We start from the raw sequence: 25,986 nt of genomic DNA, 5'->3' as shown, positions 1-25,986 counted from the left end.
CATGACCGCCACCTCCACCGATCGATCGCCCCGCCTCATCCGAGTCGTTCGTCGCGTTCCCGTCTGGATCGTCGTCGGGCTGCTCCTCATCGTCGTGGTCTATCCGCTGTTCTGGTTGCTCACCGGCTCGCTGAAGACCCAGGAGGAGTTCCTGAACAACCCCACCTGGGCGCTGCCGGAGGACTGGACGAACTTCGACAACTACGTCGAGGCCTGGACGACCGGCAACCTCGCCGTCTACATCCGCAACAGCGTGCTCGCGGTCGTCCCCGCGCTCTTCTTCACGATCGTGTTCGGGGTCGCCGCCGGCTTCGCCCTCGAGGTCATGGTGTGGAAGGGGCGTGGCCCCGTGCTGCTCGCCTTCCTCGCGGGCATCATGATCCCGGGGCAGATGATCCTGCTCCCGCTGTTCACGATCTACTTCCGGGCCGGCCTCACGGGCTCTCTCTGGCCGCTCATCATCACGTACACCGCCATCGGCCTGCCGCTCACGGTGTTCATGATGGCCACCTACTTCCGCAGCGTCCCTCGTGAGATCTTCGAGGCTGCGACGCTCGACGGGGCCAACATCTTCCGGATGTTCTGGACCATCGGGTTCCCGCTCGTGCGCAATGCGATCTTCACGGTCGCGCTCGTGCAGTTCTTCTTCATCTGGAACGACCTGCTCATCGCGCTCACGTTCACGACCCGAGACGACCTGCGCACGATCCAGGTCGGCCTGTTGAACTTCACCGGACAGTTCGGGCAGGTCCAGTACGGGCCGACGTTCGCCGCCATCGCCGTCAACGTCATCGGCACCCTTGCGATCTACCTCTTCCTCAACCAGCGCGTGATGAAGGGCCTGACCGCGGGCTCGGTGAAGGGATGACCGGCATCGAGGGCCTTCGGCTCGAGCACGCCGCCACGACGCTGGGGATCGGCGTCGCCGCCCCGCGCCTGAGCTGGGCCGTGAGCGGCGAGCGGGCGCAACGCGCGTACGAGGTCGAGGTGGGCTTCGTCGGCACGGACGAGTCGACGACGGTCTTCGTGGAGTCCGCCGACACGCTCTTCCGTCCGTGGCCCGCACGTCCGCTCCGGTCCCGTGAGGCGGCACAGGTGCGCGTTCGCTCCCATCTCGTCGGCGACGAGGCGCCCACTGCCTGGAGCGCACCGGTCCGGGTCGAAGCCGGACTCCTCGAGGTCGCGGACTGGGTGGTCGACTGGGTCTCGCCGTCCCTGCAGGCGCCGCACGACGGCCCGCGAGCCGCCACGCTCCTGCGTGCGGAGTTCGAGGTCGTCGGCCGCGTGCGCCGGGCACGGGTGTACGCGACCGCGCACGGCGTCTACGATCTCGAGGTGAACGGCGCCGCGGCATCCGACGAGGTGCTCGCGCCCGGATGGTCCAGCTACCGTCATCGCCTCCGCTATCGCACGCTCGACATCGCCGAGACGCTGGCCGAGGGGCGGAACGCGATCGGCGCATGGCTCGCCGACGGCTGGTATCGCGGCAGGCTCGGGTTCAACGGCGGGCTGTGGGACAACTACGGCACGGATGTCTCGCTGCTGCTGCAGTTGGAGATCGAGGACGACCTCGGCGCCCGCGTCGTGCCGCTGCACTGGACGCAGTCGCCTGCACCCATCGTCGCCACCGGACTCTACGAGGGCGAACGCCACGACGCCCGCCTCGAGCAGCCAGGCTGGTCGGCGCCCGGGTTCGAAGCCGACGAATGGAACGCCACCGACATCCTTCCGCGGCTCCGCTTCACCGCTGACCTGGAAGCACCGACCGGTCCTCCGGTCCGCGTGATCGAGTCGATCCGTCCCGTCACGGCGGAACGGCGCGACGACGGCCGCCTGCTGCTCGACTTCGGCCAGAACATCGCGGGAAAGCTGCGATTCACCGTGGCCGGAACGCCGGGGGAGACCGTGACCCTTCGGCACGCGGAGGTGCTCGAGGACGGCGAGCTCGCGCTCCGCCCGCTTCGATCGGCCACGTCCGAGGACGCGTACACGTTCGCAACGGATGAGCTCGTGACCTGGACGCCGAGGTTCACGCTGCACGGCTTCCGGTACGCCGAGATCATCGGATGGCCGGCCGATGCCGGCACCGACGGCATCGAGGCCCTCGTCGTGCACTCCGACATGCGTCGCACCGGCTGGTTCGAGGCCGATCACCCGTTGCTCGACCGCTTCCACGAGAACGTGGTCTGGAGCATGCGCGACAACTTCGTCGACCTGCCGACCGACTGCCCGCAGCGCGACGAACGGCTCGGCTGGAGCGGCGACATCCAGGTCTTCGCGCCGACCGCGTCGTACCTGTTCGATGCCACCGGCGTGCTCGAGAACTGGCTGAGGGACCTCGCTGCCGAGCAGCGTGCGACGGGGTCGGTGCTGAACTTCCACCCGTGGATCGAGTGCGGCTTCCCGGTGGACCCCGCCGCGGCCTGGGGTGACGCCGCGGTCATCGTGCCGTGGACCCTCTACCGCCGAACCGGTGATCTCGACCTCCTGCGCTCCCATTTCGACAGCATGCGCGCGTGGGTGGATCAGGTCTTCGCGCTCACGCACGACACGGGCCATTGGAACGAGGGCTTCCAGCTCGGTGACTGGCTCGACCCCGCGGCACCGCCCGAGCGGCCCGGCGACTCCAGGACCGACGCCACACTGGTCGCGACGGCCTACCACGCCCGGACCGCGCGGTTGGTGCTGCATGCCGCCGAACTACTCGGCGATGCGGCCGCGGTGGCGCGGTACGCGCGGATCGCGGATCTGGCCGCGGCGGCGTTCCAGACCAACTACGTCGCACCGTCCGGGCGAGTGGTCAGCGATACCGTCACCGCCCTCTCGGTGGCGATCGCGTTCGAACTGCTCGAGGGCGACCAGTACCGCGCAGCGGGGGAACGGCTCGCCGAACTCGTCGCGGAAGGCGACTACCTGATCGCCACGGGCTTCGTCGGAACGCCGATCGTGTGCGACGCACTCACCTCGACCGGCCACCTCGACGACGCGTACCACCTGCTCCTCCGCACCGAGGCGCCGTCGTGGCTGTACGCCGTGACGATGGGCGCGACCACGGTCTGGGAGCGCTGGGACAGCATGCTGCCCGACGGCAGCATCAACCCAGGCGAGATGACGTCGTTCAACCACTACGCCCTCGGGGCGGTGGCGGACTTCCTCCACCGCGTCGTCGGCGGACTCGAGGAGCTGGAACCCGGCTATCGGCGTGTACGCATCGCGCCGCAGCCCGGCGGAGGGCTCGGTCGCGCTTCGGTGCGCCTTGACAGCCCCTTCGGCACGATCTCGTGCGAATGGACGCGCGATGGCGGTCGGATGATCGTCGAGCTTCGGATCCCGGTCGGGGTGACCGCCGAGGTGGTCCTGCCGGATGGGACCGACCACGTGGAGACCGTGGGGGCCGGCGCCCACCGGTTCGAGTTCACCCATCGGGCGCCCGATGAGGATCCTGTTCGACCGCGAAGATGGAACATCCACAATCCCGAGGAGCGCGCGCAGATGATCCAGGAGGGTTCACGATGAGCTCCGACACCGGGGCGAGCGCCGTGGCGCTCTCGGCCGAGCTCCCGCTCGAAGAGGCGGCGAGCCTGCTCTCGGGTGCCGACTTCGCGTCGACGAAGGCCATTCCGGAGCGCGGCATCCGCGCCGTGATGATGACCGACGGCTCCAACGGCGTCGCCATGAACCTGCCTGACTGGTCGGGAAAGGTGCCGGCGACCTGCTTCCCGACCTCGTCGGCGATGGCCTCGACGTGGGACCCTGAACTCGTCGAGCGTGTTGCCCGTGCGATCGGCGACGAGGCGCGCGCTGCCGGCGCCGACGTGCTGCTGAGCCCCGGCATGAACCTCAAGCGCTCGCCGCTCGGCGGCCGCAACTTCGAGTACTCCTCCGAAGACCCCCTGCTCACGGCTCGCCTCGCATCGGCATTCGTCCGCGGCGTGCAGGCTGCGGGCGTCGGCGCCTGCGTCAAGCACTTCGTCGCGAACAACCAGGAGACCGACCGCATGCGCGTGAGCGCCGAGGTCTCGGAGCGCGCCTTGCGGGAGCTCTACCTCGCGGCCTTCGAAGCCGTCGTCACCGAGGCGAAGCCCTGGCTCGTGATGGCGTCCTACAACCGGGTGAACGGCACCTACGTGAGCGAAGACCGACGCCTGCTCACCGGCGTCCTGCGCGAGGAGTGGGGCTTCGACGGGGTCGTGGTCTCGGACTGGGGTGCGGTCGAGGACCGCGTTCGTGCCGTCGGCGCCGGTCTCGACCTCGAGATGCCGTCGACCTCAGGGGCATCCGATGCACAGGTCGTCGAGGCGGTGCGAGCGGGCGTGCTCGACGAGTCCGTCGTGCGTCGGTCCGCCGAACGGATCATCGCGCTCGGCGAACGGGTCTCGGCCCGAGCCGACGCTCGCCCGGTCGACCGCGAACGTGCCGCCGCACTCGCCGTCGAGGCGGCGCGGAAGGCAGCCGTGCTCGTGAGGAACGAGCACGAGACGCTGCCCCTGGGCGACGCCGCTCGGGTCGGCGTCATCGGCGCCCTCGCAGACGAGCCGCGGATCCAGGGCGCTGGAAGCGCCGGCGTCAACGCGCCGGCGGCCGGCTCGATCGTCGAGGCGCTCCGACCGCTCGTCGGCGTCGTGGATCACGCGCCCGGGTACCTGCCCGATGCGGTGACGACGAGCGATGAACTGCTCGCCGAGGCGGTCCGCGTCGCCGCGTCGTCCGACGTCGCCGTGGTCGTCGTCGGCCTGCCCGAGACCGCTGAATCGGAGGGCTACGACCGCACCACGATCGACCTGCCGGAGGCGCAGGTCCGGCTCATCAGCCGGGTCGCCCTGGCCGCTCCCAGCACGGTGGTCGTCGTGATCGCGGGCGGCGTGGTCTCGCTCGAGCCCTGGCGCCCGCACGTCGATGCGATCCTCCTGGCCGGACTGGCCGGACAGGGTGTCTCCACCGCGCTCGCAGACGTGCTCGTCGGTGCGGCCGCGCCCTTCGGCCGGCTCGCCGAGACCGTGCCGCTCGCGCTCTCGGATTCGCCGAGCTACCTGAGCTTCCCTGGTGAGGCCGGCCGCAGTGTCTATGGTGAGGGCGTGTTCGTCGGATACCGCGGTCACGACAGCGCCGATTCGCCGGTCGCGTATCCCTTCGGCCACGGCCTGACCTACACGACCTTCGAATTCGACGATGCGGACGTCGAGCCTGAGGGCTCCGGATGGGTGGCGAGCACGACCGTTCGCAACACCGGCGCGCGGGCCGCTCGTGCCGTGGTGCAGATGTACGTGTCTCCGCCGGCGTCTCCGGTACGCCGGCCCGTGCGAACCCTCGCCGGATTCGCAGCGATCGAGCTCGAGCCGGGCGCGTCCGGATCGGTCTCCGTACGCATCGACCGTCGTTCCGTCGAGCGATGGGATGAGGCGGGCGGCGGATGGGTCGTCGACGGGGGGACGCACGGGTTCGACTTCGCGGCGTCGTCACGCGACATCCGCCGGACCGTGCTCGTCGAGATCGCCGGAACGGAGGTCGCCCTGCCGCTCACCAGGCACTCGACCCTGGTCGAATGGCTCGAACACCCCGTCGCCGGCGCCCTGCTGCTCGACGAACTGCGCGCCGCAGACCCGACGGGCGCGACGATCGGCATGCTGACGAATCCCACGGCGGTGCTCATGGTCGGCGGGCTTCCCATCCACCGGCTCGCGGTGGATGCCGGCAACGCCCTCAGCGAGGAGCTGCTCCAGCGGGTGAGTGCGGCTGCCGGCGGTTCGCAGGACCGGCCAGGTACTGCATCGACTCGTCCGACGAGTTGACCAGCGTGCGGTAGCGGCCGCCGGGGCTCGCCTCGGGATGACTCTGCGGCAGTGCGGCCGAGCGCAGCGCGGCCGAGATCCGCCCGGCGGCCGTGCGAAGCTGGTCCACCAGCGGCACCCACGGGGCGTCGTCATTGGGCACGACGGCGCCGACGGAGGCCACGGTCTCACCGGCGGCTCCGGTGATCGGAACGGCGATGCCGCGGGCGCTCGGATGGATGTACCCGTCGGCGACGGCGAATCCCTGCGCGCGGACGCGGTGGAGGACACGGCGCAGCCCCGCGGCATCCGTGATGGTGGCGTCGGTGAGCGAGCGCAGGGGGCGGGCGAGCACCTCGTCGCGGGTGCCGGCATCGGCGTCGGCGAGCAGCACGAGGCCCGCTGCGGAGGCATGCAGGGGGAGGCGCCCGCCGATGATCGTCGCGTTCACGACGGCGTCACGGCTGGAGAGCCGTTCGAGGAAGAGCACGTCGCCGCCGCTCAGGATGCCGAGCTGGACGTGCTGGTGGATGACGCCGTGCACCTCCTGGAGGTGCGGCATGGCGATCTCACGCAAGCCCAGCGCGCCCGGCGTTCGACAGGCCAGCTCCCAGAGACGGATGCCGAGACGGTAGGTGCGATCGGCGCCGCGCTCGACGAGCCGCTGTTCCTCGAGGTCGGCGAGCAGGGCGTGCGTCGTGCCGACCGGCAGTCCGCTGCGCCTCGAGAGCTCGGACAGGGTGAGGAACGGCGCGTCGATGCTGAACGCGTCGAGGAGCTGAAGCTGCCGGCTCAGCGTCGATCGGCCTGCGGATGCCCGCGCCATGATGACCTCCTCTGCGCATCGATCCTAGCCGTTTTCGATTGATTCGAAATCCGGCGCAACGCTGGACGTGCGCGACCTAGCGTGTCCCTACCGATCGTCGACGAAGACAGGGAGGCAGCGATGACGCTGATCGAGACCGGAGCCGACGTGCTCGTGGTGACCGCGAAGACCCAGGCGGCCGACGAGGTCGTGTCCCTGGAACTGCGACGCCCCGATGGCGGGCGACTTCCCGACTGGACGCCCGGTGCGCACCTCGACCTCGTGCTGCCCGACGGCACCACGCGCCAGTACTCCCTGCACGGCGACCCGCGCGAGGCCGGCGCGTATCGCATCGCGATCCTCCGCGAGGCCGATGGGCGCGGCGGTTCGCGCTACGTCCACGACGAGCTGCGTGAGGGTGACCTGGTGGGGTTCGGCGGCCCGCGCAACACCTTCCGACTGACCCCCGCCCCGTCCTTCGCCTTCGTCGCCGGTGGCATCGGGATCACGCCGATGCTTCCGATGCTGCGGGCGGCGAGCCTGCTCGGCTTCAGCTGGCGACTGCTCTACCTCGGACGCACGCGGTCCCGGATGGCCTTCCTCGATGAACTCGCACCATACGGCGACCGGGTCACGGTCCGAACCTCCGACGAGCACGGACCCACCGACATCCGCTCGTGGTTCGAGACCGGGACGGATGCCGCGGCGACGACGCAGGCCAAGCTCTACGCATGCGGCCCGACCCGCCTGACCGACGCGATCTCCGAACTCGCCGTCGAACGCAGGCCCGGCTGGACCAGGGTCGAGCGGTTCGCGGCGGCCGAGCAGGGGGAGCCCGCGCGCACGACGCCGTTCGATGTCGAGGTCGCCGGCTCCGGACGACGCGTTCGCGTCGCGCCCGGGGTGACGGTCGCCGATGCCCTGCGGAGCGCCGGCTTCGACCTGCTCACCTCGTGCTCGCGCGGCGTCTGCGGCACGTGCGAGACCAGCATCGTGGCCGGGGTGCCCGACCACCGCGACGCGATCCTCGACGACGCGGAGCGCGCAGAAGGCGCCTGTTTCTTCCCGTGCGTCTCGAGGTCGAAGAGCGATCGACTCGTGATCGCCCTCTGAGGCGCGGCCGCGCCACCCACCCTGCCAGACCTGTCCCGATCAGCGAACCCATCTCGACGAAGAGAGCACCGATGACGACCAGCACCCCAGTCCTCGACACGACGATCCCGACCTCGAACGAGGACCCATTCAGCCAGGAGGTCCTCGCCGACCCGCTTCCCTTCCAGCGACGCCTCCGCGAAGCGGGCGAGGTCGTCCTCCTCGAACGCTACGGCGTCTTCGCGATGGGTCGATACGAAACCGTCCGCGCCGCACTGCTCGACTGGCAGGGGTTCGAGTCCTCGGCCGGCGTCGGGATCACCGACTTCCGGAAGGAGACGCCCTGGCGGCCGCCGAGCCTGCTGCTCGAAGCCGACCCTCCGCATCACGATGCGCCGCGGTCGGTCCTCGAGCGCGTCCTCGGTCCGCGCGCCCTGCGGGAGTTGGCACCCCGCTGGGAGGCCGACGCCGATGACCTCATCGATGAGGTGCTCGCGCAGGGCATCGAGTTCGATGCGGTCGAGTCGCTTGCGGAAGCCTTCCCGCTCCGCGTGTTCCCCGATGCCGTCGGGATTCCGGCCGACGGCCGGGAGCATCTCCTGCCCTACGGCGACCACCTGTTCAACAGCTTCGGGCCCGAGAACTTCCTCGTGCAGCACGGAGCGCCGCACATCGGCGAGCACTCGGCCTGGGTCAACGAGCAGTGCGCACGCGATCGCATCAGCCCCGGTGGATTCGGAGCCGCGATCTGGGCCGCCGCCGACCGCGGCGACCTGACCGCCGACCAGGCCCCGCTCGTGGTCCGGTCGCTGCTGTCCGCCGGTGTCGACACCACGGTGCACGCGATCGGTGCCGTCCTCCACGCCGTCGCGACGCATCCGGATGCCTGGGCCGAGCTCCGCGCCGACCCGTCGCTCGCGCGCGTGGCCTTCGATGAGGCGATCAGGCTCGAGGCGCCGGTGCAGACGTTCTTCCGGACCACCACGCGGGACATCGAACTCGGCGGCGCGCACATCCCCGCCCGCAACAAGATCCTGATGTTCCTCGGCTCGGCCAACTCCGACCCGAGACGGTGGACCGATCCCGAGCGCTTCGACCTGTCCCGCGACCCCTCCGGCCACGTCGGGTTCGGCATGGGCATCCACCAGTGCGTCGGCCAGCACGTCGCGCGGCTCGAAGCGGTGTCCCTCATCACGGCGCTCGCGCGACGGGTCGAATCGATCCAGCTCATCGGAACTCCGGAGCGCCACCTGAACAACACGCTCCGTGCGTGGAAGCGCATGCCGATGCGGGTGGAGCTCGCGTGAGCCTCGACCGTGACGCCGCCGCCGAGCCGGCCGGGCACGGCGCAACGGAGCACGCGGGCCGTACGTACGTGGTCACGGGTGCGGCGTCGGGAATCGGTGCGGCGTGCGCCGCCCTGCTCGCTGCCCGCGGGGCGCGCGTGATCGCGGCCGACCTGCGATGGGAGGGCGGCGGCGAACCGCCGCCCGGCATCGAGGGCCTCGAGGTCGATGTGTCCGATCCGCAGGCGTGGGGAGAACTCGCGGACGGGCTCCGCGTGGCCGGTCGCACGGTGCACGGTCTCGTGAACGCGGCGGGGATCACACGTCGAGGCCGACTGGCGGATGTCACGCGCAACGACTTCGAAGCCGCGTTCGCGGTGAACGCGATCGGGCCGGCCCTCGGGATCCAGGCGATCTCGCCGCTGATGGAGGAGGGCGGATCGATCGTGAACATCGGTTCCGCCGCGGGCTTCACGGCCCACTACGGCATCGCCTATGGGGCCAGCAAATGGGCCATTCGAGGCATCACGAAATCGGCGGCGATGGAGCTCGCCGCGAGGGGCATCCGCGTGAACCTGGTCAGTCCGGGGTACATCGACACCCCGATGACCGCCTCGGCTTCGGACGCCTTCCGGGCGGGGAGCTTCGCTTCGACGCCCTTGGGCCGTGCCGGGAGTGCGGCCGAGGTGGCCGAGGTCGTCGCGATGGTGATCTCGCCTGCTGCGTCGTTCGTGACGTCCGCCGAGATCGCCGTCGACGGCGGGTTGACCGGGCACGGCGGCGGACTCTCGCTCGCGCGGGCGCTCGACGCGGCCCCGATCGAATGACCTCGCTCCGTCTCGGAGCATGAACGAGGCCGCCCGTCCCGGTCACCCGGGGCGAGCGGCCTCGACACCGCTGGGAACGATCAGCCGCGACCCTGCTTCGCGTACGGGTTCGCCAGAGCGTCGGCGATGATCGCCTCGGCCGTGTCGGGGTGCAGGCCCTCCTCGGTGGCCGACGGCGCGGCATCCGGCGGGAACGACTCGGTCATCGACATCGGCATGGCGCCGTTGCGGTAGAGGTTGTTCGAGCCCTGCGAGGGCTTCCAGTCGTTGGGCTCCCAGTCGGGCACGTAGTTGCGGTAGCCGCCCGTGTTGACCTCGACGCGCATGCCGCTCGGGTCGCGGAAGTAGAGGAAGTTCTGCTCGCCGATGCCGTGGATCGAGGGGCCGTACTCCATGGCGACGCCGTTCTCCATGAGCACGTCGGCGGCCTGGAGGAGGTCTTCGCGGGTGTCGACCCAGTAGGCGTAGTGGTTCACGCGGCCGGCGCGCTGCGACGAGTCGAGCACGACGCCGAGGTCGTGCGACTTCTCGTTCGTCGTGATGACGCCGAAGACGGTGACCGGGGCCTCGTCGAGCACGGTGTAGGCCATGATGCGGAAGCCGAGCACGTCGCGGTACCACTCGGCGAACCCGCGCACGTCGCGGGCGGCGACGGTGACGTGGTCGAGCGAGCGCGGTCCGACCGCGTGACGCGAGCGTCGCTCGGGGCGGTCGGGGAAGACCGAGGCGAACTCGCCCTCGCCCTGGTACTTGTCGACGTCCCAGAACAGCTTCATGGTGTGGCCGTAGGGGCCGGTGAAGGTGTAGGAGCGACCGTGGCCGAAGCCCGAGTCGTGCCACACGCCGGTGACGCCGGCGGCCTCGATGCGGCGTGCGGCCTCGTCGAGCGCCTCGTCGCTCGTGGTGCGCCAGGCCATCTCGACGAGGGCCGGCTCGGCGCCGTGCGAGATCACGAGGCTGTAGTCGTAGTAGTCGCCCCACGAGCGCAGGTACGTCTTTCCGCCTTCGCTCGCGATCGCGCGAATGCCGACGAGGCGCTCGTAGAAGGCGACGGATGCCGCGGGGTCGGGTGCCGCGATCTCGACGTGCGCGAGGTGGGAGAGGAGTTTGATCATCGTTGATCCTTCGGTCGTTCCGGTTGGGCTGTGCGCACGTGGCGCCACAGGACCACCCTGAGCGGCGGGCGGGTATTCGGGAAGGTGAATCCTTGGATACCCCGCATAGATGGCAGTGATGGGCGCTGGCTGGCGGGAGCGGGAGCGCGGGTATCAGGAGTGATGATGCGCGGTATCACCGATCTCCGCTTTCCTGATGTACGCCGACGCTCTTGAATCAAGCACACCGGATGCATCGAGGCATCCGGCGAACGGAGATCCACACGTGACGACGTCGTCAAGCCCGACCGTCCCCTTCGCACTCGCGCGCTTCGCCTCCGACACCGGCCCAGTGCCCGGACTCGTCGTCGGCGACCGCATCCGCCCCCTCTCCGCCGAGGAGCTCGGTGCCGAGTCGCTCAACGACTTCCTCGCCGAGGGCGAAGCGGCCTGGGATCGCATCGCCGCGCTCGCCGCGGCAGGTGACGAGCCCGCCGGTGCCGCGTGGCAGCCGCTCGAGTCCGTCACCCTGCTCGCCCCCGTCGAGCCCCGGCAGGTCTTGCAGACCGGTGCGAACTACCGCACGCACGTCATCGACCTCGTCGTCGCCGGCCGTGCGAAGCAGGACCCGCGCCCGATCGAGGAGCTGCGCGAGTGGGCGGCCGACCTCATGGACCGCCGCGCGCGTGAGGGCATCCCGTACTTCTTCATCGGCCTGCCCGCGTGCGTGGTCGGAGCCGGCGAGATCCTCGAACTGCCCGCCTACAGCGACCAGCACGACTGGGAACTGGAGCTCGCCGTCGTCATCGGCGCGCCCGCGTTCCGGGTGAGCCGTGAAGATGCGCTCGCCCACGTCGCCGGCTACACGATCGTGAACGACATCACGACGCGCGACCTCGTGTTCCGACAGGACATGAAGGACATCGGCACCGACTGGTACCGCGCCAAGAACGCCCCGGGCTTCCTGCCGACGGGCCCGTTCCTCGTGCCGGCGCGGCAGATCGCCGATCCCGGCAACCTGCGCCTGACGCTCACCGTCAACGGCGAGACGATGCAGGATGCCACGACCGAGGACCTGCTGTTCGACATCCCCGCGCTCATCGCCGCGGCATCCGAGACGATGCCGCTGCTGCCGGGCGACCTGCTCCTGACCGGCAGCCCCGCCGGCAACGGGCTCGTCCATGGCCGGATGCTGCGCGACGGCGACGTCATGATCGGCACGATCGAGGGCCTCGGAACGCAGGTCGTGCGCTCCGCGGCCGCGCGGGTGCCGGCATGAGTGCGACCGTCGGGAACCCGCGCGCCCTCACCGAGGATCCGGCCGAGCTCGACCGCAGCGACCCGCTGACGCACATCGCCGCGGCCGCCGAGGCATACCGAAACTGGGGACGGTGGGGCGATGACGATCGCCTCGGCACCCTCAACTTCATCGACGACGATGCCAGGGCCCGGGCCGCCTCTCTCGTGCAGCGCGGGGCATCCTTCTCGCTCTCGCAGCCCTTCGACATGAACGGCCCGCAGCAGGGATGGCGCCGGCGCACGAACCCGGTTCACACGATGCTCGACACGGGCACCGACGCCGAGTTCGTCGGCCAGGGCTTCCCGCACGGCCTCGGCGGCGCCGACGACGTGATCGCGATGCCGCTGCAGTGCTCGACGCAATGGGACGGCCTCGGCCACATCTTCGATCGCGGCGTCGCCTGGAACGGCCGCCCGGCCGGCCGCGTCGTCACGAGCGAGGGCGACCTCGTCACGGGCATCGAGCACGCGGCATCCGCCATCGTCGGGCGAGGCGTGCTGCTCGACGTGGGCCGGTTCCTCGGACCTCGGCTCGGCGAGCCGGGCAGCAGCGAACTGCCCGACGGCTACGCGATCACCGTCGACGACCTCGAGGCGTGCATCGCCGCGCAGGGGCCGACGTCGCGTGTCGGCCGCGGCGACCTCCTGCTCGTGCGCACCGGCCGCTACGCCCGCGCCAAGCGGGAGGGCTGGAACGGCTACGCCGGAGGCCCGAGCGCCGGGCTCTCGTTCACGACCGCCGGCTGGATCCACCGCACCGAGGTGGCCGCCGTCGCGACCGACACGTGGGGCTTCGAGGTGCGGCCCAATGAGTTCGACGAGGCCTTCCAGCCGCTGCACCAGGTCGTCATCCCGAACATCGGGCTGACCGTGGGGGAGATGTGGGATCTCGACGCGCTCGCCGCGGACTGCGCCGCCGACGGCCGGTACGAGTTCCTCCTCACCGCCCCGCCGCTGCCGATCACCGGCGCCGTCGGCTCACCCGTGAACCCCATCGCCCTCAAGTAGCCGCACGACCCGACCGCCCGCAGCACGACCACGCACCACCGCAGAACCACAAGGAGTCAATGATGACCGCAGTCTCTCGAGTCGCCATCGCCGGGGGAGGTGTCGCCGGCATCGCCGCCGCGATCCTCCTGGCGGAGGGCGGCGTGCACGTCGACGTGTTCGAGCAGAAGCCCGACCCCGGTGCGCTCGGCTCCGGCATCACCCTGCAGGGCAACGCCCTGCGCGTCTTCGACCGCCTCGGCATCTGGCCGGCCGTGCAGGAGGAGTCCTACTCCTTCGACGTCCTCGGCATCCGCGCACCCGGACCCGAGGCCCCGGTGCTCGCGCAGATCCCCGACCAGCGCACCGGCGGCGACGCGTTCCCGGCCACGGCGGGCATGTACCGGCCCGACCTGGCCCGCATCCTCACCGACCGTGCGCGCGAGGTCGGTGCCGGTATCCACCTCGGGGTGACCGTCACCTCCTTCGAACAGGACGACGACGGCGTCGACGTCGCGCGCTCCGACGGCAGCACGGGCCGCTACGACCTGCTGATCGGCGCCGACGGCCTGCACTCCAGCATCCGGTCGATGCTCGGCATCGACACCCAGCCGAACCGCACCGGCATGGGCATCTGGCGCGCCTTCGTGCCGCGACCCGAATCGGTCACGCACACCGACCTCTACTACGGCGGCCCGGCGTTCATCGCCGGATACTGCCCGACCGGCGAGGACACGATGTACGCCTATCTCGTCGAGGCCGCGCAGGACCACGGCGACCTCGATGAGAACGGACGCATCGACCTCATGCGCGACCTGTCGCAGGGGTACGGCGGACCCTGGGACGAGATCCGCTCCTCCCTCACGGCGTCGGCGCGGGTGAACTACACGTGGTTCACCGCGCACCTCGTGCCGGACGCCTGGAACCGCGGCCGGGTGGTCATCATCGGCGACGCGGCCCACAGCTGCCCGCCCACGATCGCCCAGGGCGCCGCGCAGGCGGCGGAGGACGCCCTCGTCCTCTCGGAGCTGCTGCTCGGTCGCGACGCCGTCGACGACACCCTGTGGGAGGAGTTCCACGCCCGGCGCCTGCCGCGCGCGCAGGCTGTCGTCGAGGCATCCGTGCAGGTGGGGCAGTGGATGCTCGACCACGATCGCGACGCCGACGTGCCCGGGCTCATGTACCGTGTCGGCTCCCTCGTGAGCGAGCCGGCATGAGCGCGAACGACCCCGTCGTCGACGTGCACGCGCACGTCCTGCTGCCGGCGCTGCAGGGCATCGTGCAGGCCGCCGATCCGGAGGGCTTCGCGGCCGCCGCAGCCCTCGAGGCGCGACGCAACGGACCCGAGTCGCAGGCGGCATCCGGTGCGATGATCCGCGAGCGGTTCGCGAAGCTGACCGATCTCGAGACCCGCCTCGAGGCGATGGACGCCACGGGCATCGACATCCAACTCGTCTCGCCGTCGCCCTCCCACTACTACCCGTGGGCTGAGGCCGAGCTCGCCGACCGGGTCGCGCGGGCGGCCTCGCTCGCGACCGCCGAGCTCGTGGCCTCGGCCCCCGACCGCCTCCTCGGGCTCGGCCTCGTGCCGTTGCAGCATCCGTCGCTCCTCGTCGGCGCACTCGAATATGCGGTGCTCGAGCTCGGACTCGTCGGCGTCGAGATCTCCTCGAGCGCCGGCGACGTCGAACTGTCCGACGAGCGGCTGGAGCCGTTCTGGTCGCGGGCGGAGGAGCTCGACGCCGTCGTCTTCCTGCACCCGTTCGGCTGCACGCTCGACGAGCGGCTCGACCGCTTCTACCTCGCCAACACCGTCGGCCAGCCCACCGAGAACGCGGTCGCGCTCTCGCACCTCATCTTCTCGGGCGTGCTCGACCGGCATCCGCGCCTGCGGATCGTCGCCGCGCACGGCGGCGGCTACCTGCCCGGGTACCTCGGTCGCAGCGACCACGCGTGGCGCGTCCGGCCCGAGGCGCACGGATGCAGCGAGCCGCCGTCGAGCTACCTGCGGCGGCTGTGGTTCGACTCGCTCGTGCACGATGCGACGGGCCTCCGCATCCTCGTCGACGCCGCCGGTGCCGACCGGGTCGTGCTCGGCAGCGACTTCCCGTTCGACATGGGCGTCGACGACCCGGTCGCCCTCGTGCGGGCCGCCGGACTCGACGCGCAGGCCGAGCAGGCGATCCTGTCGGGCAGCATCCGGTCGCTCATTCCAGCCCTGGATCGGGCGGCGACCCGATGAGGATCGCGCGCTGGGAGCATGACGGCACCATCGGCGAGGGGTTCGTCGTCGGCGACCAGGTCGTGCGGTTCCCCGACCGGCTCACCGTCGCCGACGTCCTGCGCATGGGCCTGGCCGAGGTTCCCTGGATCGCGGATGCCGCGGCCGGCGCCGCCGAGTCCGAACCGGCGAGGCGCCTCCCGCTCGCGGCGGTGCGGCTGCTCCCGCCGGTCGTGCCGCCGAGCGTGCGCGACTTCGTCGCGTTCGAGGAGCATGTCGAGGGCGTCGTGCGCTCCGTCTCGGGCGGGCAGGGGGTCGACGCCGAATGGTACGAGTTCCCGACCTTCTACTTCACGAATCCGCACTCGCTCATCGCCACCGGTGACACGGTGCGGCCGCCGCAGACCGAGCGGCTCGACTTCGAGCTCGAGGTCGCCGCCGTCATCGGCGCGGTCCCCGGAAGCGACGGCACGAACCTCGACCCCGACGAGGCCGGTGCGCACATCTTCGGCTACACGGTCTTCAACGACTGGTCGGCCCGCGACATCCAGGGCCGGGAGATGAAGGTGCGGCTCGGCCCGTGCAAGGGCAAGGACTTCGCCACCACGCTCGGCCCGTGGATCGTGACCGCCGACGAGTTCGCCGACCGCCACGACGACGAGGGGTTCCTGCCCATCGGCATGGAGGTGCTCGTCAACGGCGTGCGGATCGGCCACGACCTGCTCTCGAACATGGGCTGGCCGTTCGCGGAACTCGTCGCGTACGCCTCGCGCAACTCCCGCGTCGCACCCGGCGACGTGCTCGGTTCGGGAACCGCGGGAAACGGCGGATGCCTCGGCGAGCTGTGGGGCCGCACCGGGTCGCTCTCACCCGCACCACTGGTCGAAGGCGACGAGGTCGTCATGCGCGTCGAGGGTGTCGGCGAGATCCGCAACCTCGTCGGGCCGCCGCGTCCTGCGCCGCACATCGGACCGGCGCGCACGCGCCCGCGCACCAGGCCGGACACGCCGGTCGTGACGTCATTCCCCGCGCCGGCCACCACAGGCTGAGCCGGGCCCACGAACGCACCACCCCACCCCCACCCCGATCGAGGAGATTCAATGACGAATACCCGCCCGGCGACGCAGCCCGTCGCCACCCGCACCGCCGGCTTCTGGCAAGCGGTGCTCCTGCTCGCGGGCAGTTGCATGCCCGTGCTCGGATCGGTGCTCATCACGCCGATCCTGCCGCAGCTCTCCGAGGTGTTCGGCGACCAGCCGGGCTCCGAAGTTCTCGTGCCGATGATCGTTGCGATCCCGGCGCTCATCATCGCGATCTTCGCGCCGTTCGCCGGCCAGATCGTCGACCGGCTCGGGCGCAAGAACCTCCTGATCGTCACGATGTTCGCCTATGCGCTCGTCGGCACCGCCCCGGCATGGCTCGAGGACCTGCAGCTGATCCTCTTCAGCCGCGTGCTCGTCGGCGTCTGCGAGGCGGCGATCATGACCGTCTGCACGACCCTGATCGTCGACTACTTCCACGAGGAGAAGCGGCGCACCAGGTACCTCGGCCTGCAGACCGTCGTCACCACGCTGGCGGCCACGGTGTTCATCGCCGTCGGCGGCGCCCTCGGCGTCGCCGGATGGCACACGCCGTTCTGGGTCTACGCGATCAGCATCCTCATCGCCGTGCCGATGATCTTCCTGCTGTGGGAGCCGAGCCGCGACGACCGCACCGATGCGCACGTCTCGACCGGTGAGAAGGTGCGCGTGCCGTGGAAGCTGCTCGCGGCGCCGCTCGTCGTGACCCTGTTCGGCGGCTTCACGTTCTACGTGCTCATCATCGAGACGAGCTACCTCGTCGTCGGCACGGGCGTGGCGGCGACCGACACGGGCGTCATCGGCCTCGCCGCGGCGCTCGCCTCGCTGGCCACTGCGGCCGGTGCGTTCACGTTCGCCCGCATCGCGAAGCTCGCGCCGCGGGTGCAGCTGCCGATCGCGTTCGGACTGCAGGCGATCGGCATGCTCGTGATCTGGCTGGGCGGCGGCCTCCCGGCCGTCATCGTCGGCGCGATCATCGCGTCGGCCGGCTCGGGCCTGCTGCTGCCGACCCTGCTCACCTGGGCGCTGTCGAAGATCGCGTTCGAGCAGCGCGGTCGTTCGACCGGCTGGTGGCAGACGGCGTTCTACCTCGGGCAGTTCCTCACGCCGATCCTCATGGGCGGGCTCGCCGCCGCGGTCGGCGGCCTGTCCGTCGCGGTCGGCGTGGTCGGCGTCGTCGCGGCGATCGTCGCGATCGTGCTCGGGGTGCTGCTGCGGCGCCCCGCTGCGACGGGGGACCGGGCCGCGGCCTGACGCCCGGGCCGGCGGCCGACGCACGCCGTCCACCCGGCATCCGCATCGCTCAGGTGCGGATGCCGGGTGCCGGCGTTCCTTCTCATCCATGACTTCGATTCGCACCCGACCGCGCATCGCAGCGATTGATATGCTCGGATCCTGATTCGTCGTTCCGCCGTTCCGCCGATCCGAAAGCACGATGCCGTGTCCGATCGCTCCCTCTCGCGCCTCGACCTGAACCTCCTGGTGTCGCTCGACGCGCTCCTCACCGAGCGCAGCGTCACGCGCGCCGCCGAGCGGCTTCGGCTCAGCCAGCCGGCGCTGAGCGCCTCGCTCTCGCGACTCCGCGCCCACTTCAACGACCCGATCCTCGCCCGGCAGGGCAACTCCTACGAGCTCACCCCGCTCGCGTCCCGCCTCGCGGAGCAGACCGGCTCGGCGCTCGACGCCGCCCGCCGCGTCTTCGAATCGCAGGCCGAATGGGATCCGGGCGAGTCGACGCGCGAGTTCGCGGTCTACGGGTCCGACTACGCGTTCGCGACGATCGGTCGGCGGGTCTCCGTGCTCGCCGCGGAGCGGGCGCCCGGGGTGCGCTTCCGCTTCCTGCTGCACAACCCGCAGATCGTCGACGACGCGGTGACCCGGCTCCGCAGCGCCGACGGCATGCTGATGCCGCACGGGTTCCTGGACGGGCTGCCCTACACCGACCTCTGGACCGACGGCTGGGTCATCGTCGCGGCCGAAGACAACCCGGCCGTCGGCGAGACGCTGAGCATGGACGACCTCGCCGCCCTGCCCTGGGTCTTCACCTACCAGTCCCGGTCGGCGTTCACCTCGGCCACCCGGCAGATCCAGCAACTCGGCATCGAGCCGCGCGTCGAGGTCGTCGTCGAGAGCTTCCTCAGCCTTCCCGGCTTCGTGGCCGGCACGCCTCGGCTCGGCCTTGTGCAGGCCGGCCTCGCCGACCACGTGCGCGCGATGCATGGGCTCCGCGTGCTCGAGCCCCCGTTCGAGGCGACCGCGATCCACAACGCGCTGTGGTGGCATCCGATGCACCGGCGCGACCCCGAGCACGAGTGGATGCGGGGGCTGTTCGCGGAAGCCGGTGCCGCACTCGCCGCCGCTGATGACCAGGATGGCCTCGGGCATGCCTCGCGGTGACGAGGTTCAGGTGAACGCGGCGCCGTAGCGTTGCAGGGTCACCGCCCGGCCGAGCGGGTTCCCGTCTTCGATCCACCGGGGGAGCGTCGAGGGTGCGAAGAGGTTCTCGACCGCGAGGACGGCGGCACCCTGGACCCCTTCGAGGTAGTCGAGCGATGCGGGCCTGATCACGAGCCCGCGGGCGACGAGGTCGGTCACCCTGCTGCGGACGACCTCGTCGATGTCATCGACGATCCGGTCGCCGGCGCGGAGGACTCCGCCACCGATGACGAGCGTCCCGGGGTTCGTGAAATTCACCAGATTGGCGGCGACTTCGGCGACGGTGCGCGCGTTCGACTCGATGAGTTCGTTCGAGAGGGAATCGTCTCGGCGGGCGGCGGCGCCGAGGTCTCCCAGTGCGAGCGTTCCGGTGCGCTCGAGGATGCCGGACAGCGTCGGGCTCTCGCCGACTCGTCGCCGGGCTTCGGCGAGCATCGACCAACCGCTGGCCACGGCCTCGAGGCATCCGACCTTGCCGCATCGGCAGACCTTCGTCGGGTCGTCGGTGATGTGCGTGTGGCCGATGTCGCCGGCCGCGCCGTTCTCCCCCCGGACGAGTCTGCCGCGCACGACGATTCCGGCGCCGACGCCAGTGCCGACCTTGATGAAGAGCATGTCTCGGCCGTCGCGCGCCGGGCTCCTGGTCCATTCGCCGAGCGCCATCAAGTTGACGTCGTTGTCGACCCAGACCGGCGCGTCGTAGCGCTCACGAAGCCAGGTGCGGGCGCTGAAGCCGTCCCATCCGGGCATGATCGGGGGGGCCACGAGCCGTGCCGACTCGTAGTCGACCGGACCGGGAAGGCCGACCCCGACGGCCCACGGGCGGCCCCGGAATCGTGACGAGAGCGTCTCGAAGTTCTGGTGCACTCGCTCCATGGTGGCCTCGGGGCCGGCCGCCAGATCCCAATCCTCATGCGCCACCTCGAGAAGTCGTCCCGAGAGGTCGGAGACCGCCACCGTGAACTCGCTCGCGCCGATGAGGGTCACGAGGACGTGGCCGGCGTCTGCGCGGAAGCGCAGCATGCGCGCCTGGCGGCCGCCCCCGGATGGGGCCAGTGCGCCCTCTTCGACGAGCCCGAGTTCGATGGCCTGCTCGACGCGCTGGGCGACGACCTTCCGCCCGAGACCGCTCCGTGCGATCAGTTCCGGTCGGGTCTCTGCCGCACCTGTGCGGATGAGATCGACCACGGCCGCCAGCGCCGCGCTGTCCAGCGCGGCGGCGACGAAGCCGTCGGCGGATGGCCGGTCCAGCATGGGACGGCCGCCCACCGACTGCCGCTCGGGCACGGAGATCGACGCCTCTTCCGGTGTTGCAGTCGAGGTCATCGGGTTCCCTTCCCAGCTCGGCATCCGGTGGACGGCCATGATCTCATGATCCGGCGGTACCGGGGTCGGCCATCGCGCGGCGCTCGACCATCGCAGCCTGAACCTCGGGCAGTCGCTTCTCCAAGCGGTACGAGGCGATCGCGACGATCTGCAGTCCCGCGATGGCGACGGGGAGCAGGATGTACAGCCACATGATGCCCTCGGAGGTTGCCGGGGTGAGCTCCGCCGGGTTGTACGCGATGGCCGCGAGGCCCCATGCGAGCATCGCCGAACCGAGGGCGGCACCGATCTTCGTGCTCATGCTGTAGCCCGAGAAGAGCAGCCCCTCGTCGCGACGCCCGCTGCGATACTCCTGCCATTCGACCGTGTCCGCGGTGAGCGCGGGAGCGGCGACAAACCCGAAGCCGCCGGCGAGGTTGGCCAGGAAGAACACCGCAATGAAGGCGAAGAGGTTGTCCTGGAGGAACGGGAGCGCCGCCGTCAGCACGATCGAGGCGACGAGGCCGAGGATGATGCCACGGCGCTGGCCGAGCACGCGCAGGATCGGGGCGGTCAGAAGGGAACCGATGACCGCCGACAGGGAGAAGGCGAGCAGCACGATCGAGATGGCGGCCGGGTTGTTCAGCACATAGAGCGCGTAGTAGACGGTGCCGCCCGTGATCACGCCGAGTCGGGCGAAGGCGAGGATGGAGAAGGCGAACACGGCCATCCACGGACCGTTCTTGGCGAGGGCCTTCAGGGACGCCCGAAGGCTTCCCCGCTCGAGCTTGGCCGGCGTGAGCGGGACCCGTTCCTTCACCCAGGCGAACACGAGCCAGAACAGCACGAGCCCGACGAGGGCGAAGATCGCTGCCGCCACCCCGAATCCGAACGAGGAGGTGGGTGAGCCGCCGATCGCGGTGACCACGGGCTGGAAGGCCGTCGAGACGATGATGATCCCGATCCCGACGCCGAAGGAACGCCAGCCGGCCAGCTTCATCCGGGCACCGGAGTCACGGGTCGTCATGGCCATGAGGGCGCCGTACGGCACGTTCACCGCCGAGTAGGCCAATCCGACGAGGATGAAGGTGACCGTGGCGAATCCGATCGTCCACACGTCGTCGCCTCCGGCAGGTGTGACGAAGGTGAAGATGGTCAGTCCGGCGAGTACGGGGGCGCCGAAGAGCAGGTAAGGGCGCGCCCGGCCCCAGCGCGTGTTCGTACGGTCGAGGATGACGCCGACCATCGGGTCGAAGAACGCATCGAGGAGCCGGGCGACGAGCATGACGGTGCCGGCGATGCCGGCGCTGATCAGGGCGACATCCGTGTAGAAGAAGAGCAGATAACTCGAGATGGTCGTCCACGTCAGGTTCGACGCGATATCACCGAGGGCGAACGCCGCCTTCTCCCGGGGGCGGACCGCGCGAGGGTCATCGGGAGATCCGAGCGCGCTCGCGTCGAGCGGGGTGATGGAGCGAACGGCGGCAGTCTGCGCCAAGGGCGGGGTCTGGTTACTCATCGTTGAGGATTCTCCACGTCGAAGGGAATGGTTGGGAGCGATCTTGCGTGCGTAGAGCGCAGAAGTCAAGTCCTCGTGACAAGTCGGGACGACTGGCGCACTCGTCCCAAGGCGCGACTTGGCAGTACCTGTCAGGTGTGGCCTGAACCAGTTGGGTGGAAGGGCGATGTCGAGGTGGCGTATTTGCTTTTGCGCGTCCCGCACATAAGATACTGATGCGGTCGCCGCGAGCGACCGCCTCTCTTGTACCTGGAGGTTCGATGTCTGCAACCCAACGCGGGGCCGACCCCGCTCTCAGCCGAAGGACCGAGGTCGACGTGGTGATCGTCGGCAGCGGTCCGGCCGGGGCGGCCTACGCTCGCACCCTGACCGAGCGTGCGCCGCACGCCCGGGTTGCGATGTTCGAGGTGGGCCCGACCGTGAGTTCGCCCCCGGGCAGCCACGTGAAGAACATCGTCGATCTCGCCGAACGCGCCGAATCGCAGCGCCGTTCCGAAGGGCCTCGGCCGCAGGTCGACGCCGGCTCGACCGACACGATGAACGACTACGCGAACGATGCTGAGCGGCTCGTGCGACCCGGGACGTTCCTGCTGCGCGATGGCTGGCGACAGCCCGGTGAAGACGGACTGCCGGCAGCGGCGATGTCCAGCAACGTCGGCGGCATGGCTGCGCACTGGACGGGTGCCTGCCCGCGGCCGGGGGAGGGCGAGCGCATCGCGTTCCTCGACGACCTCGACGAACTTCTCGACGAGGGCGAGCGACTGCTCGGCGTCAGCTCCGCCCTGCTCGCGGACGCTCCGCTCGCCGACCGGGTGCGCACCAACCTCGGAGCAGCGCTCGATGCCGACCGTCACCCGGAACGCCGGGTTCAGCCGATGCCCCTCGCGGTGCGAACGGCTGAGGACGGAACGCTGCACTGGTCGGGATCCGACGTCGTGTTCGGCGATGAGACCCGGTCCAATCCCAACTTCACGCTGTTCGACCAGTCGCTGGTCACCCGCGTGGTCATCGACGACGACGGTGCGGCCGGCGTCGAGGTACGCGATCTGCGCACCGGCGAACACCATTCGGTCGGTGCGCGTTTCGTCGTCGTGGCCGCCGACAGCCTTCGCACGCCGCAGGTGCTGCACGCGTCGGGGATCCGTCTGGACGCGCTCGGCCGATACCTGAACGACCAGCCGCAGATCGTCTACGCGGCCCAGCTCCGCGACGCCGACGAAGCTCCGGTCGCCACCGTGCGCGGCACCGCGATCACCGCCCAGAGCGGCGTGAGCTGGGTGCCGTTCACCGACGCGGAGCCGTTCCATGGGCAGGTCATGCAGCTCGATGCGTCGCCCGTACCGATGGACGGCGAGGCTGTGCCCGGTTCGATCGTCGGACTCGGCTGGTTCTGCGCCAAGGACATCCAGGCGAGCGACCGGGTGGAATTCTCGGAGTCCGACGTCGACGACTACGGAATGCCGGCGATGCGGATCCACTACACCCTGACCGATCGCGATCGAGAGACGCTCGATCGAGCACGTGTCTCGATCACGGCAGCCGCGAACGCGGTGGGGGAGCCGCTGGGCGATGCGCCCTTCGCCTTCCCATCCGGTGCTTCTCTGCACTACCAGGGCACCGTTCGCATGGGGGCGACCGATGACGGCACCTCCGTGTGCGGTCCGAACTCCGAGGTCTGGGGTGTGCGCGGACTGTACGTGGCGGGGAACGGCGTCATCCCGACGCCCACCGCCTGCAACCCCACCCTCACGGGCGTCGCCCTCGCGGTCGGCGGCGCTCGAGATCTCGCCGCAGCCCTCGGGCTGCGGAACATCCGACACGACCGCACGGAAGCGAGGACCACCGATGCTCGAGCGTGAACTTATCCAGAACCACGGCGTTCGGAACGTCGTCGTCGACGGTCAGGTGACCGGATTCCAGTTCCGGCTCCGCATGCCGAACTACCGCGGCGTGTGGGGCAGCCTCATCGATGGCGTCGACGTCGTCGTCGACGGCGTCGGGTTCGACCGCGAGCTTCCGCGATGGACCCTGCAGGGCCGCGAATTCAGCATCCAACAGTTGCGGCTGACGGCAACGGAGGTGCGGTGGCAGCTCGATGAGCTCGCCACCATCACGGTCCCGCACCACGGCGGGCTCGCCGTCGGCGTCCACGATCTCGCGGTCGACATCGCGATCCACGCGCCGTACATCCCGGCGGAATTCCAGCCGTCCCTGTTCCACTCCGAGCGGAAGGTCACGATCCTCCCATGAGCGCCACCCTGAAGTACGGCGTCTCCCTGTACAGCTACACGGGCGACATGAACACGGTCCTCACGCTCGAGGACGCGATGGCCGAGATCGCGGACCTCGGCGCGACGGGCATCGAGATCCTCGGCGAGGGCAACATCCCCGGCTACCCGGCGCCGACCACTGCCTGGGTCGACGAGTGGCGACGGCTGCTCGACACGTACGGGCTCGAGCCGACGAACTACGGTTCGTGGATCGACTCGCGCATGTGGCGCGACCGCGATCTCACGGTCGACGAGGGCGCCAAGATGCTGGCGGGTGATCTTCGCCTCGCCTCGACGCTCGGATTCACCACGCTCCGGCCGAAGATCGGCGTGGTCTCGATGGACCTGACACCGCACCCGATCTGGCAAGGCGTGATCGAGCGCAACCTCGACCTCGCCTCGGAGCTGGACATCGTGATCTGTCCGGAGATCCACGCTCCCACGCCGATCAAACACCCGGTCGTCGCGGAGTACCTCGAGTTCATCCAGCGCACCGGGAGCGATCATTTCCGCCTGATGATCGACACCGGCGTATTCCAGCGCGCCATCACGAACGTGCAGCACGACGGTCTGAGCGATGAAGCGCAGGAGGAGGGATGGCGCAAGCCGCTCGCCGTGCCCATGGCCGACCTCGTCGACGTGCTGCCGTACACCGCGTTCATCCAGACGAAGTTCTTCGAGATCGGCGATGACCTCGTGGACCATCAGATCCCGTGGCGTGAGATCCTCGCGACGCTGCTCGAGCACCAGTGGTCCGGCTATCTCTCGAGCGAGTTCGAGGGAGACCGTCTGCCGTACCGGAGCATCGAGCAGGTGCGCCGCCAGCATGCGTTGCTCCGCCGGATCGAGGGAGAGCTCCGTGCCGCGTGACTCAGTCGCACCACGCGTCGGCATCATCGGCGGCGGCTTCATGGCGACGGTGCACAGCCGTGCTGCCCGTGCCGCCGGGGCGGAACTCGTCGCCGTCGCATCCTCGACGCCCGCTCGATCTCGCCGAGCCGCGGAAGACCTCGGCTTCGCGCGCGCTTCGGATTCCGTCGACGACCTCCTCACCGACCCGGAGATCGACGTCATCCATGTGTGCACACCCAACGTGACGCATGCCGATCTGGCTGCGCGGGCGCTTCGGGCCGGAAAGCACGTCGTCTGCGAGAAGCCGCTGGCCACGGAATCCGCTGATGCAGCGGCGATCGCCGCGCTGGCCGCGGCATCCGGCCTGATCGCCGCCGTCCCGTTCGTCTATCGGTACCACCCGATGATCCAGGACCTTCGGGCGCGCGTCGCCGTCGGCGAGCTCGGACGCCTGATCACGGTGCAGGGCGTCTACCTGCAGGATTGGCTCCTCGACCCGAGTGACGAGAACTGGCGGGTCGGCAATGCCGACGGCGGCAGGTCGCGCGCATTCGCCGATATCGGATCGCATCTCGTCGACCTCCTGGAGTTCGTGACGGGCGAACGGGTCGAGACACTGTGCGCGACGACCTCGATCGTGCATCCGGTGCGCGGCGGTGCGGCGGTCGCCACCGAGGATGTCGCCGCGGTGACCGTCAAGTTCAGCGGTGGCGCCGTCGGCACGCTGCTGGTCTCGCAGACCGCCGCCGGCCACGACAACGACCTGCGGATCGAGATCGCCGGAACCTCCAGCTCGATCGGGTTCGCGCAGGAGCAGCCCGATTCGCTTCGCATCGGCCGCCGAGGGGCCGTCACGACCGTGTCCAGAGGGGCATCGGCGATGTCGCGCGCAGCAGGGGAGCTCTCGATCGTCCCGGGGGGGTCATCCCATGGGCTACCAGGATGCGTTCAACGCCTTCGTCCGAGACGTGTATGCGGCAACCGGGGGCGCTGCTCCTGAACGGATGCCATCGTTCCATGACGGCCTGCGGATGGTTCGCGTGACCGAAGCCGTCCTCCGGTCAGCCGCCTCCGAAGGGTGGGTCGCGGTCGAACGAGAGTTCGTCGTCGTCGCTGGATAGCGTCGGGCGTCGAGCGTCGGGCGGA

Annotated in this window: 21 protein-coding genes; 17 read left to right on the top strand and 4 right to left on the bottom strand. The window is 70.1% G+C overall.

From position 1 onward, the window contains the following. Position 1: 1 nt before the first annotated feature. Genes ABIC29_RS15870 through ABIC29_RS15860 form a run of 3 tightly spaced genes read left to right on the top strand, consistent with a single transcriptional unit; the run spans position 2 to position 5,789 of the window. Positions 2–868 (top strand): carbohydrate ABC transporter permease, encoded by an 867-nt coding sequence (locus tag ABIC29_RS15870; protein WP_116085385.1) that lies wholly within the window; start codon positions 2–4, stop codon positions 866–868. Beyond that, complete coding sequence (locus ABIC29_RS15865) at positions 865–3,516, top strand: family 78 glycoside hydrolase catalytic domain (protein WP_354246967.1); 2,652 nt, start codon at positions 865–867, stop codon at positions 3,514–3,516. The genes ABIC29_RS15870 and ABIC29_RS15865 overlap by 4 nt, the downstream gene beginning before the upstream one ends. Next, positions 3,513–5,789: a glycoside hydrolase family 3 C-terminal domain-containing protein gene (locus ABIC29_RS15860; RefSeq protein WP_354246964.1), complete on the top strand. Its 2,277-nt coding sequence runs from the start codon at positions 3,513–3,515 to the stop codon at positions 5,787–5,789. Before ABIC29_RS15865 ends, ABIC29_RS15860 begins: the two co-directional genes overlap by 4 nt. On the opposite strand, the gene ABIC29_RS15855 is transcribed toward ABIC29_RS15860, so the two are convergent. Further along, entirely contained in the window at positions 5,701–6,594 is an 894-nt protein-coding gene (locus tag ABIC29_RS15855; RefSeq protein WP_116085376.1) for an IclR family transcriptional regulator, read from the bottom strand. The genes ABIC29_RS15860 and ABIC29_RS15855 overlap by 89 nt on opposite strands. A 120-nt stretch (positions 6,595–6,714) precedes the next feature. Here ABIC29_RS15855 and ABIC29_RS15850 point away from each other — a divergent pair, with 120 nt between their 5' ends. From ABIC29_RS15850 to ABIC29_RS15840, 3 genes are all read left to right on the top strand, one after another. Next, the gene (locus ABIC29_RS15850; RefSeq protein ID WP_354246961.1) at positions 6,715–7,686 is read left to right on the top strand and encodes a PDR/VanB family oxidoreductase; all 972 of its coding nucleotides are present in this window, start codon (positions 6,715–6,717) and stop codon (positions 7,684–7,686) included. A 71-nt stretch (positions 7,687–7,757) separates the two neighbouring features. Next, the gene (locus ABIC29_RS15845) at positions 7,758–8,972 is read left to right on the top strand and encodes a cytochrome P450 (RefSeq protein ID WP_354246958.1); all 1,215 of its coding nucleotides are present in this window, start codon (positions 7,758–7,760) and stop codon (positions 8,970–8,972) included. Further along, complete coding sequence (locus ABIC29_RS15840) at positions 8,969–9,778, top strand: SDR family NAD(P)-dependent oxidoreductase (protein WP_116085368.1); 810 nt, start codon at positions 8,969–8,971, stop codon at positions 9,776–9,778. Before ABIC29_RS15845 ends, ABIC29_RS15840 begins: the two co-directional genes overlap by 4 nt. A gap of 80 nt (positions 9,779–9,858) precedes the next feature. Here the strand turns inward: ABIC29_RS15840 and ABIC29_RS15835 are convergent, their stop codons facing one another. Beyond that, positions 9,859–10,893, bottom strand: a complete 1,035-nt coding sequence (locus ABIC29_RS15835; protein WP_116085366.1) for a VOC family protein — start codon at positions 10,891–10,893, stop codon at positions 9,859–9,861. A gap of 265 nt (positions 10,894–11,158) precedes the next feature. Here ABIC29_RS15835 and ABIC29_RS15830 point away from each other — a divergent pair, with 265 nt between their 5' ends. From ABIC29_RS15830 to ABIC29_RS15800, 7 genes are all read left to right on the top strand, one after another. Next, entirely contained in the window at positions 11,159–12,151 is a 993-nt protein-coding gene (locus tag ABIC29_RS15830) for a fumarylacetoacetate hydrolase family protein (protein WP_354246954.1), read from the top strand. Beyond that, positions 12,148–13,179, top strand: a complete 1,032-nt coding sequence (locus ABIC29_RS15825; protein WP_354246952.1) for a cyclase family protein — start codon at positions 12,148–12,150, stop codon at positions 13,177–13,179. Before ABIC29_RS15830 ends, ABIC29_RS15825 begins: the two co-directional genes overlap by 4 nt. A 62-nt stretch (positions 13,180–13,241) precedes the next feature. Then, positions 13,242–14,375: an FAD-dependent monooxygenase gene (locus ABIC29_RS15820; protein ID WP_116085538.1), complete on the top strand. Its 1,134-nt coding sequence runs from the start codon at positions 13,242–13,244 to the stop codon at positions 14,373–14,375. Continuing rightward, positions 14,372–15,400 (top strand): amidohydrolase family protein, encoded by a 1,029-nt coding sequence (locus tag ABIC29_RS15815; RefSeq protein ID WP_116085359.1) that lies wholly within the window; start codon positions 14,372–14,374, stop codon positions 15,398–15,400. The genes ABIC29_RS15820 and ABIC29_RS15815 overlap by 4 nt, the downstream gene beginning before the upstream one ends. After that, positions 15,397–16,428 (top strand): fumarylacetoacetate hydrolase family protein, encoded by a 1,032-nt coding sequence (locus ABIC29_RS15810; protein ID WP_116085356.1) that lies wholly within the window; start codon positions 15,397–15,399, stop codon positions 16,426–16,428. Before ABIC29_RS15815 ends, ABIC29_RS15810 begins: the two co-directional genes overlap by 4 nt. A 51-nt stretch (positions 16,429–16,479) precedes the next feature. Beyond that, positions 16,480–17,712 carry an MFS transporter gene (locus tag ABIC29_RS15805; protein WP_116085354.1) on the top strand — a complete coding sequence of 411 codons (1,233 nt, stop codon included), beginning with the start codon at positions 16,480–16,482 and terminating at the stop codon, positions 17,710–17,712. 186 nt (positions 17,713–17,898) lie between these two features. Continuing rightward, the gene (locus ABIC29_RS15800) at positions 17,899–18,855 is read left to right on the top strand and encodes a LysR family transcriptional regulator (protein ID WP_354246948.1); all 957 of its coding nucleotides are present in this window, start codon (positions 17,899–17,901) and stop codon (positions 18,853–18,855) included. 6 nt (positions 18,856–18,861) lie between these two features. Here the strand turns inward: ABIC29_RS15800 and ABIC29_RS15795 are convergent, their stop codons facing one another. Beyond that, positions 18,862–20,220: an ROK family protein gene (locus ABIC29_RS15795; protein WP_354246945.1), complete on the bottom strand. Its 1,359-nt coding sequence runs from the start codon at positions 20,218–20,220 to the stop codon at positions 18,862–18,864. 43 nt (positions 20,221–20,263) lie between these two features. Continuing rightward, complete coding sequence (locus ABIC29_RS15790; RefSeq protein ID WP_354246942.1) at positions 20,264–21,718, bottom strand: MFS transporter; 1,455 nt, start codon at positions 21,716–21,718, stop codon at positions 20,264–20,266. Between the two features lie 260 nt (positions 21,719–21,978). Between ABIC29_RS15790 and ABIC29_RS15785 the strand changes: the two genes are divergently transcribed. Genes ABIC29_RS15785 through ABIC29_RS15770 form a run of 4 tightly spaced genes read left to right on the top strand, consistent with a single transcriptional unit; the run spans position 21,979 to position 25,840 of the window. Continuing rightward, complete coding sequence (locus tag ABIC29_RS15785; RefSeq protein WP_354246940.1) at positions 21,979–23,577, top strand: GMC oxidoreductase; 1,599 nt, start codon at positions 21,979–21,981, stop codon at positions 23,575–23,577. Then, positions 23,564–23,968 carry a C-glycoside deglycosidase beta subunit domain-containing protein gene (locus ABIC29_RS15780; RefSeq protein WP_354246937.1) on the top strand — a complete coding sequence of 135 codons (405 nt, stop codon included), beginning with the start codon at positions 23,564–23,566 and terminating at the stop codon, positions 23,966–23,968. Before ABIC29_RS15785 ends, ABIC29_RS15780 begins: the two co-directional genes overlap by 14 nt. Then, the gene (locus ABIC29_RS15775) at positions 23,965–24,858 is read left to right on the top strand and encodes a sugar phosphate isomerase/epimerase family protein (RefSeq protein ID WP_354246934.1); all 894 of its coding nucleotides are present in this window, start codon (positions 23,965–23,967) and stop codon (positions 24,856–24,858) included. Before ABIC29_RS15780 ends, ABIC29_RS15775 begins: the two co-directional genes overlap by 4 nt. Beyond that, positions 24,848–25,840, top strand: a complete 993-nt coding sequence (locus ABIC29_RS15770) for a Gfo/Idh/MocA family protein (RefSeq protein ID WP_354246931.1) — start codon at positions 24,848–24,850, stop codon at positions 25,838–25,840. Before ABIC29_RS15775 ends, ABIC29_RS15770 begins: the two co-directional genes overlap by 11 nt. The last annotated feature ends 146 nt before the right edge of the window (positions 25,841–25,986 follow it).

It is taken from the genome of Agromyces sp. PvR057 (genome assembly GCF_040547485.1).
Lineage (GTDB): Bacteria > Actinomycetota > Actinomycetes > Actinomycetales > Microbacteriaceae > Agromyces.
This window is presented reverse-complemented; position numbering and strand designations above follow the sequence as displayed.

What these genes read in the sequence shown, in the direction of transcription:
- ABIC29_RS15835 (WP_116085366.1), bottom strand. Translation starts at nt 10,893, where the DNA reads ATGATCAAACTCCTCTCCCACCTCGCGCACGTCGAGATCGCGGCACCC.
- ABIC29_RS15810 (WP_116085356.1), top strand. Translation starts at nt 15,397, where the DNA reads ATGAGGATCGCGCGCTGGGAGCATGACGGCACCATCGGCGAGGGGTTC.
- ABIC29_RS15775 (WP_354246934.1), top strand. Translation starts at nt 23,965, where the DNA reads ATGAGCGCCACCCTGAAGTACGGCGTCTCCCTGTACAGCTACACGGGC.
- ABIC29_RS15780 (WP_354246937.1), top strand. Translation starts at nt 23,564, where the DNA reads ATGCTCGAGCGTGAACTTATCCAGAACCACGGCGTTCGGAACGTCGTC.
- ABIC29_RS15855 (WP_116085376.1), bottom strand. Translation starts at nt 6,594, where the DNA reads ATGGCGCGGGCATCCGCAGGCCGATCGACGCTGAGCCGGCAGCTTCAG.
- ABIC29_RS15815 (WP_116085359.1), top strand. Translation starts at nt 14,372, where the DNA reads ATGAGCGCGAACGACCCCGTCGTCGACGTGCACGCGCACGTCCTGCTG.
- ABIC29_RS15820 (WP_116085538.1), top strand. Translation starts at nt 13,242, where the DNA reads ATGACCGCAGTCTCTCGAGTCGCCATCGCCGGGGGAGGTGTCGCCGGC.
- ABIC29_RS15805 (WP_116085354.1), top strand. Translation starts at nt 16,480, where the DNA reads ATGACGAATACCCGCCCGGCGACGCAGCCCGTCGCCACCCGCACCGCC.
- ABIC29_RS15865 (WP_354246967.1), top strand. Translation starts at nt 865, where the DNA reads ATGACCGGCATCGAGGGCCTTCGGCTCGAGCACGCCGCCACGACGCTG.
- ABIC29_RS15850 (WP_354246961.1), top strand. Translation starts at nt 6,715, where the DNA reads ATGACGCTGATCGAGACCGGAGCCGACGTGCTCGTGGTGACCGCGAAG.
- ABIC29_RS15785 (WP_354246940.1), top strand. Translation starts at nt 21,979, where the DNA reads ATGTCTGCAACCCAACGCGGGGCCGACCCCGCTCTCAGCCGAAGGACC.
- ABIC29_RS15790 (WP_354246942.1), bottom strand. Translation starts at nt 21,718, where the DNA reads ATGAGTAACCAGACCCCGCCCTTGGCGCAGACTGCCGCCGTTCGCTCC.
- ABIC29_RS15825 (WP_354246952.1), top strand. Translation starts at nt 12,148, where the DNA reads ATGAGTGCGACCGTCGGGAACCCGCGCGCCCTCACCGAGGATCCGGCC.
- ABIC29_RS15795 (WP_354246945.1), bottom strand. Translation starts at nt 20,220, where the DNA reads ATGACCTCGACTGCAACACCGGAAGAGGCGTCGATCTCCGTGCCCGAG.
- ABIC29_RS15860 (WP_354246964.1), top strand. Translation starts at nt 3,513, where the DNA reads ATGAGCTCCGACACCGGGGCGAGCGCCGTGGCGCTCTCGGCCGAGCTC.
- ABIC29_RS15870 (WP_116085385.1), top strand. Translation starts at nt 2, where the DNA reads ATGACCGCCACCTCCACCGATCGATCGCCCCGCCTCATCCGAGTCGTT.
- ABIC29_RS15845 (WP_354246958.1), top strand. Translation starts at nt 7,758, where the DNA reads ATGACGACCAGCACCCCAGTCCTCGACACGACGATCCCGACCTCGAAC.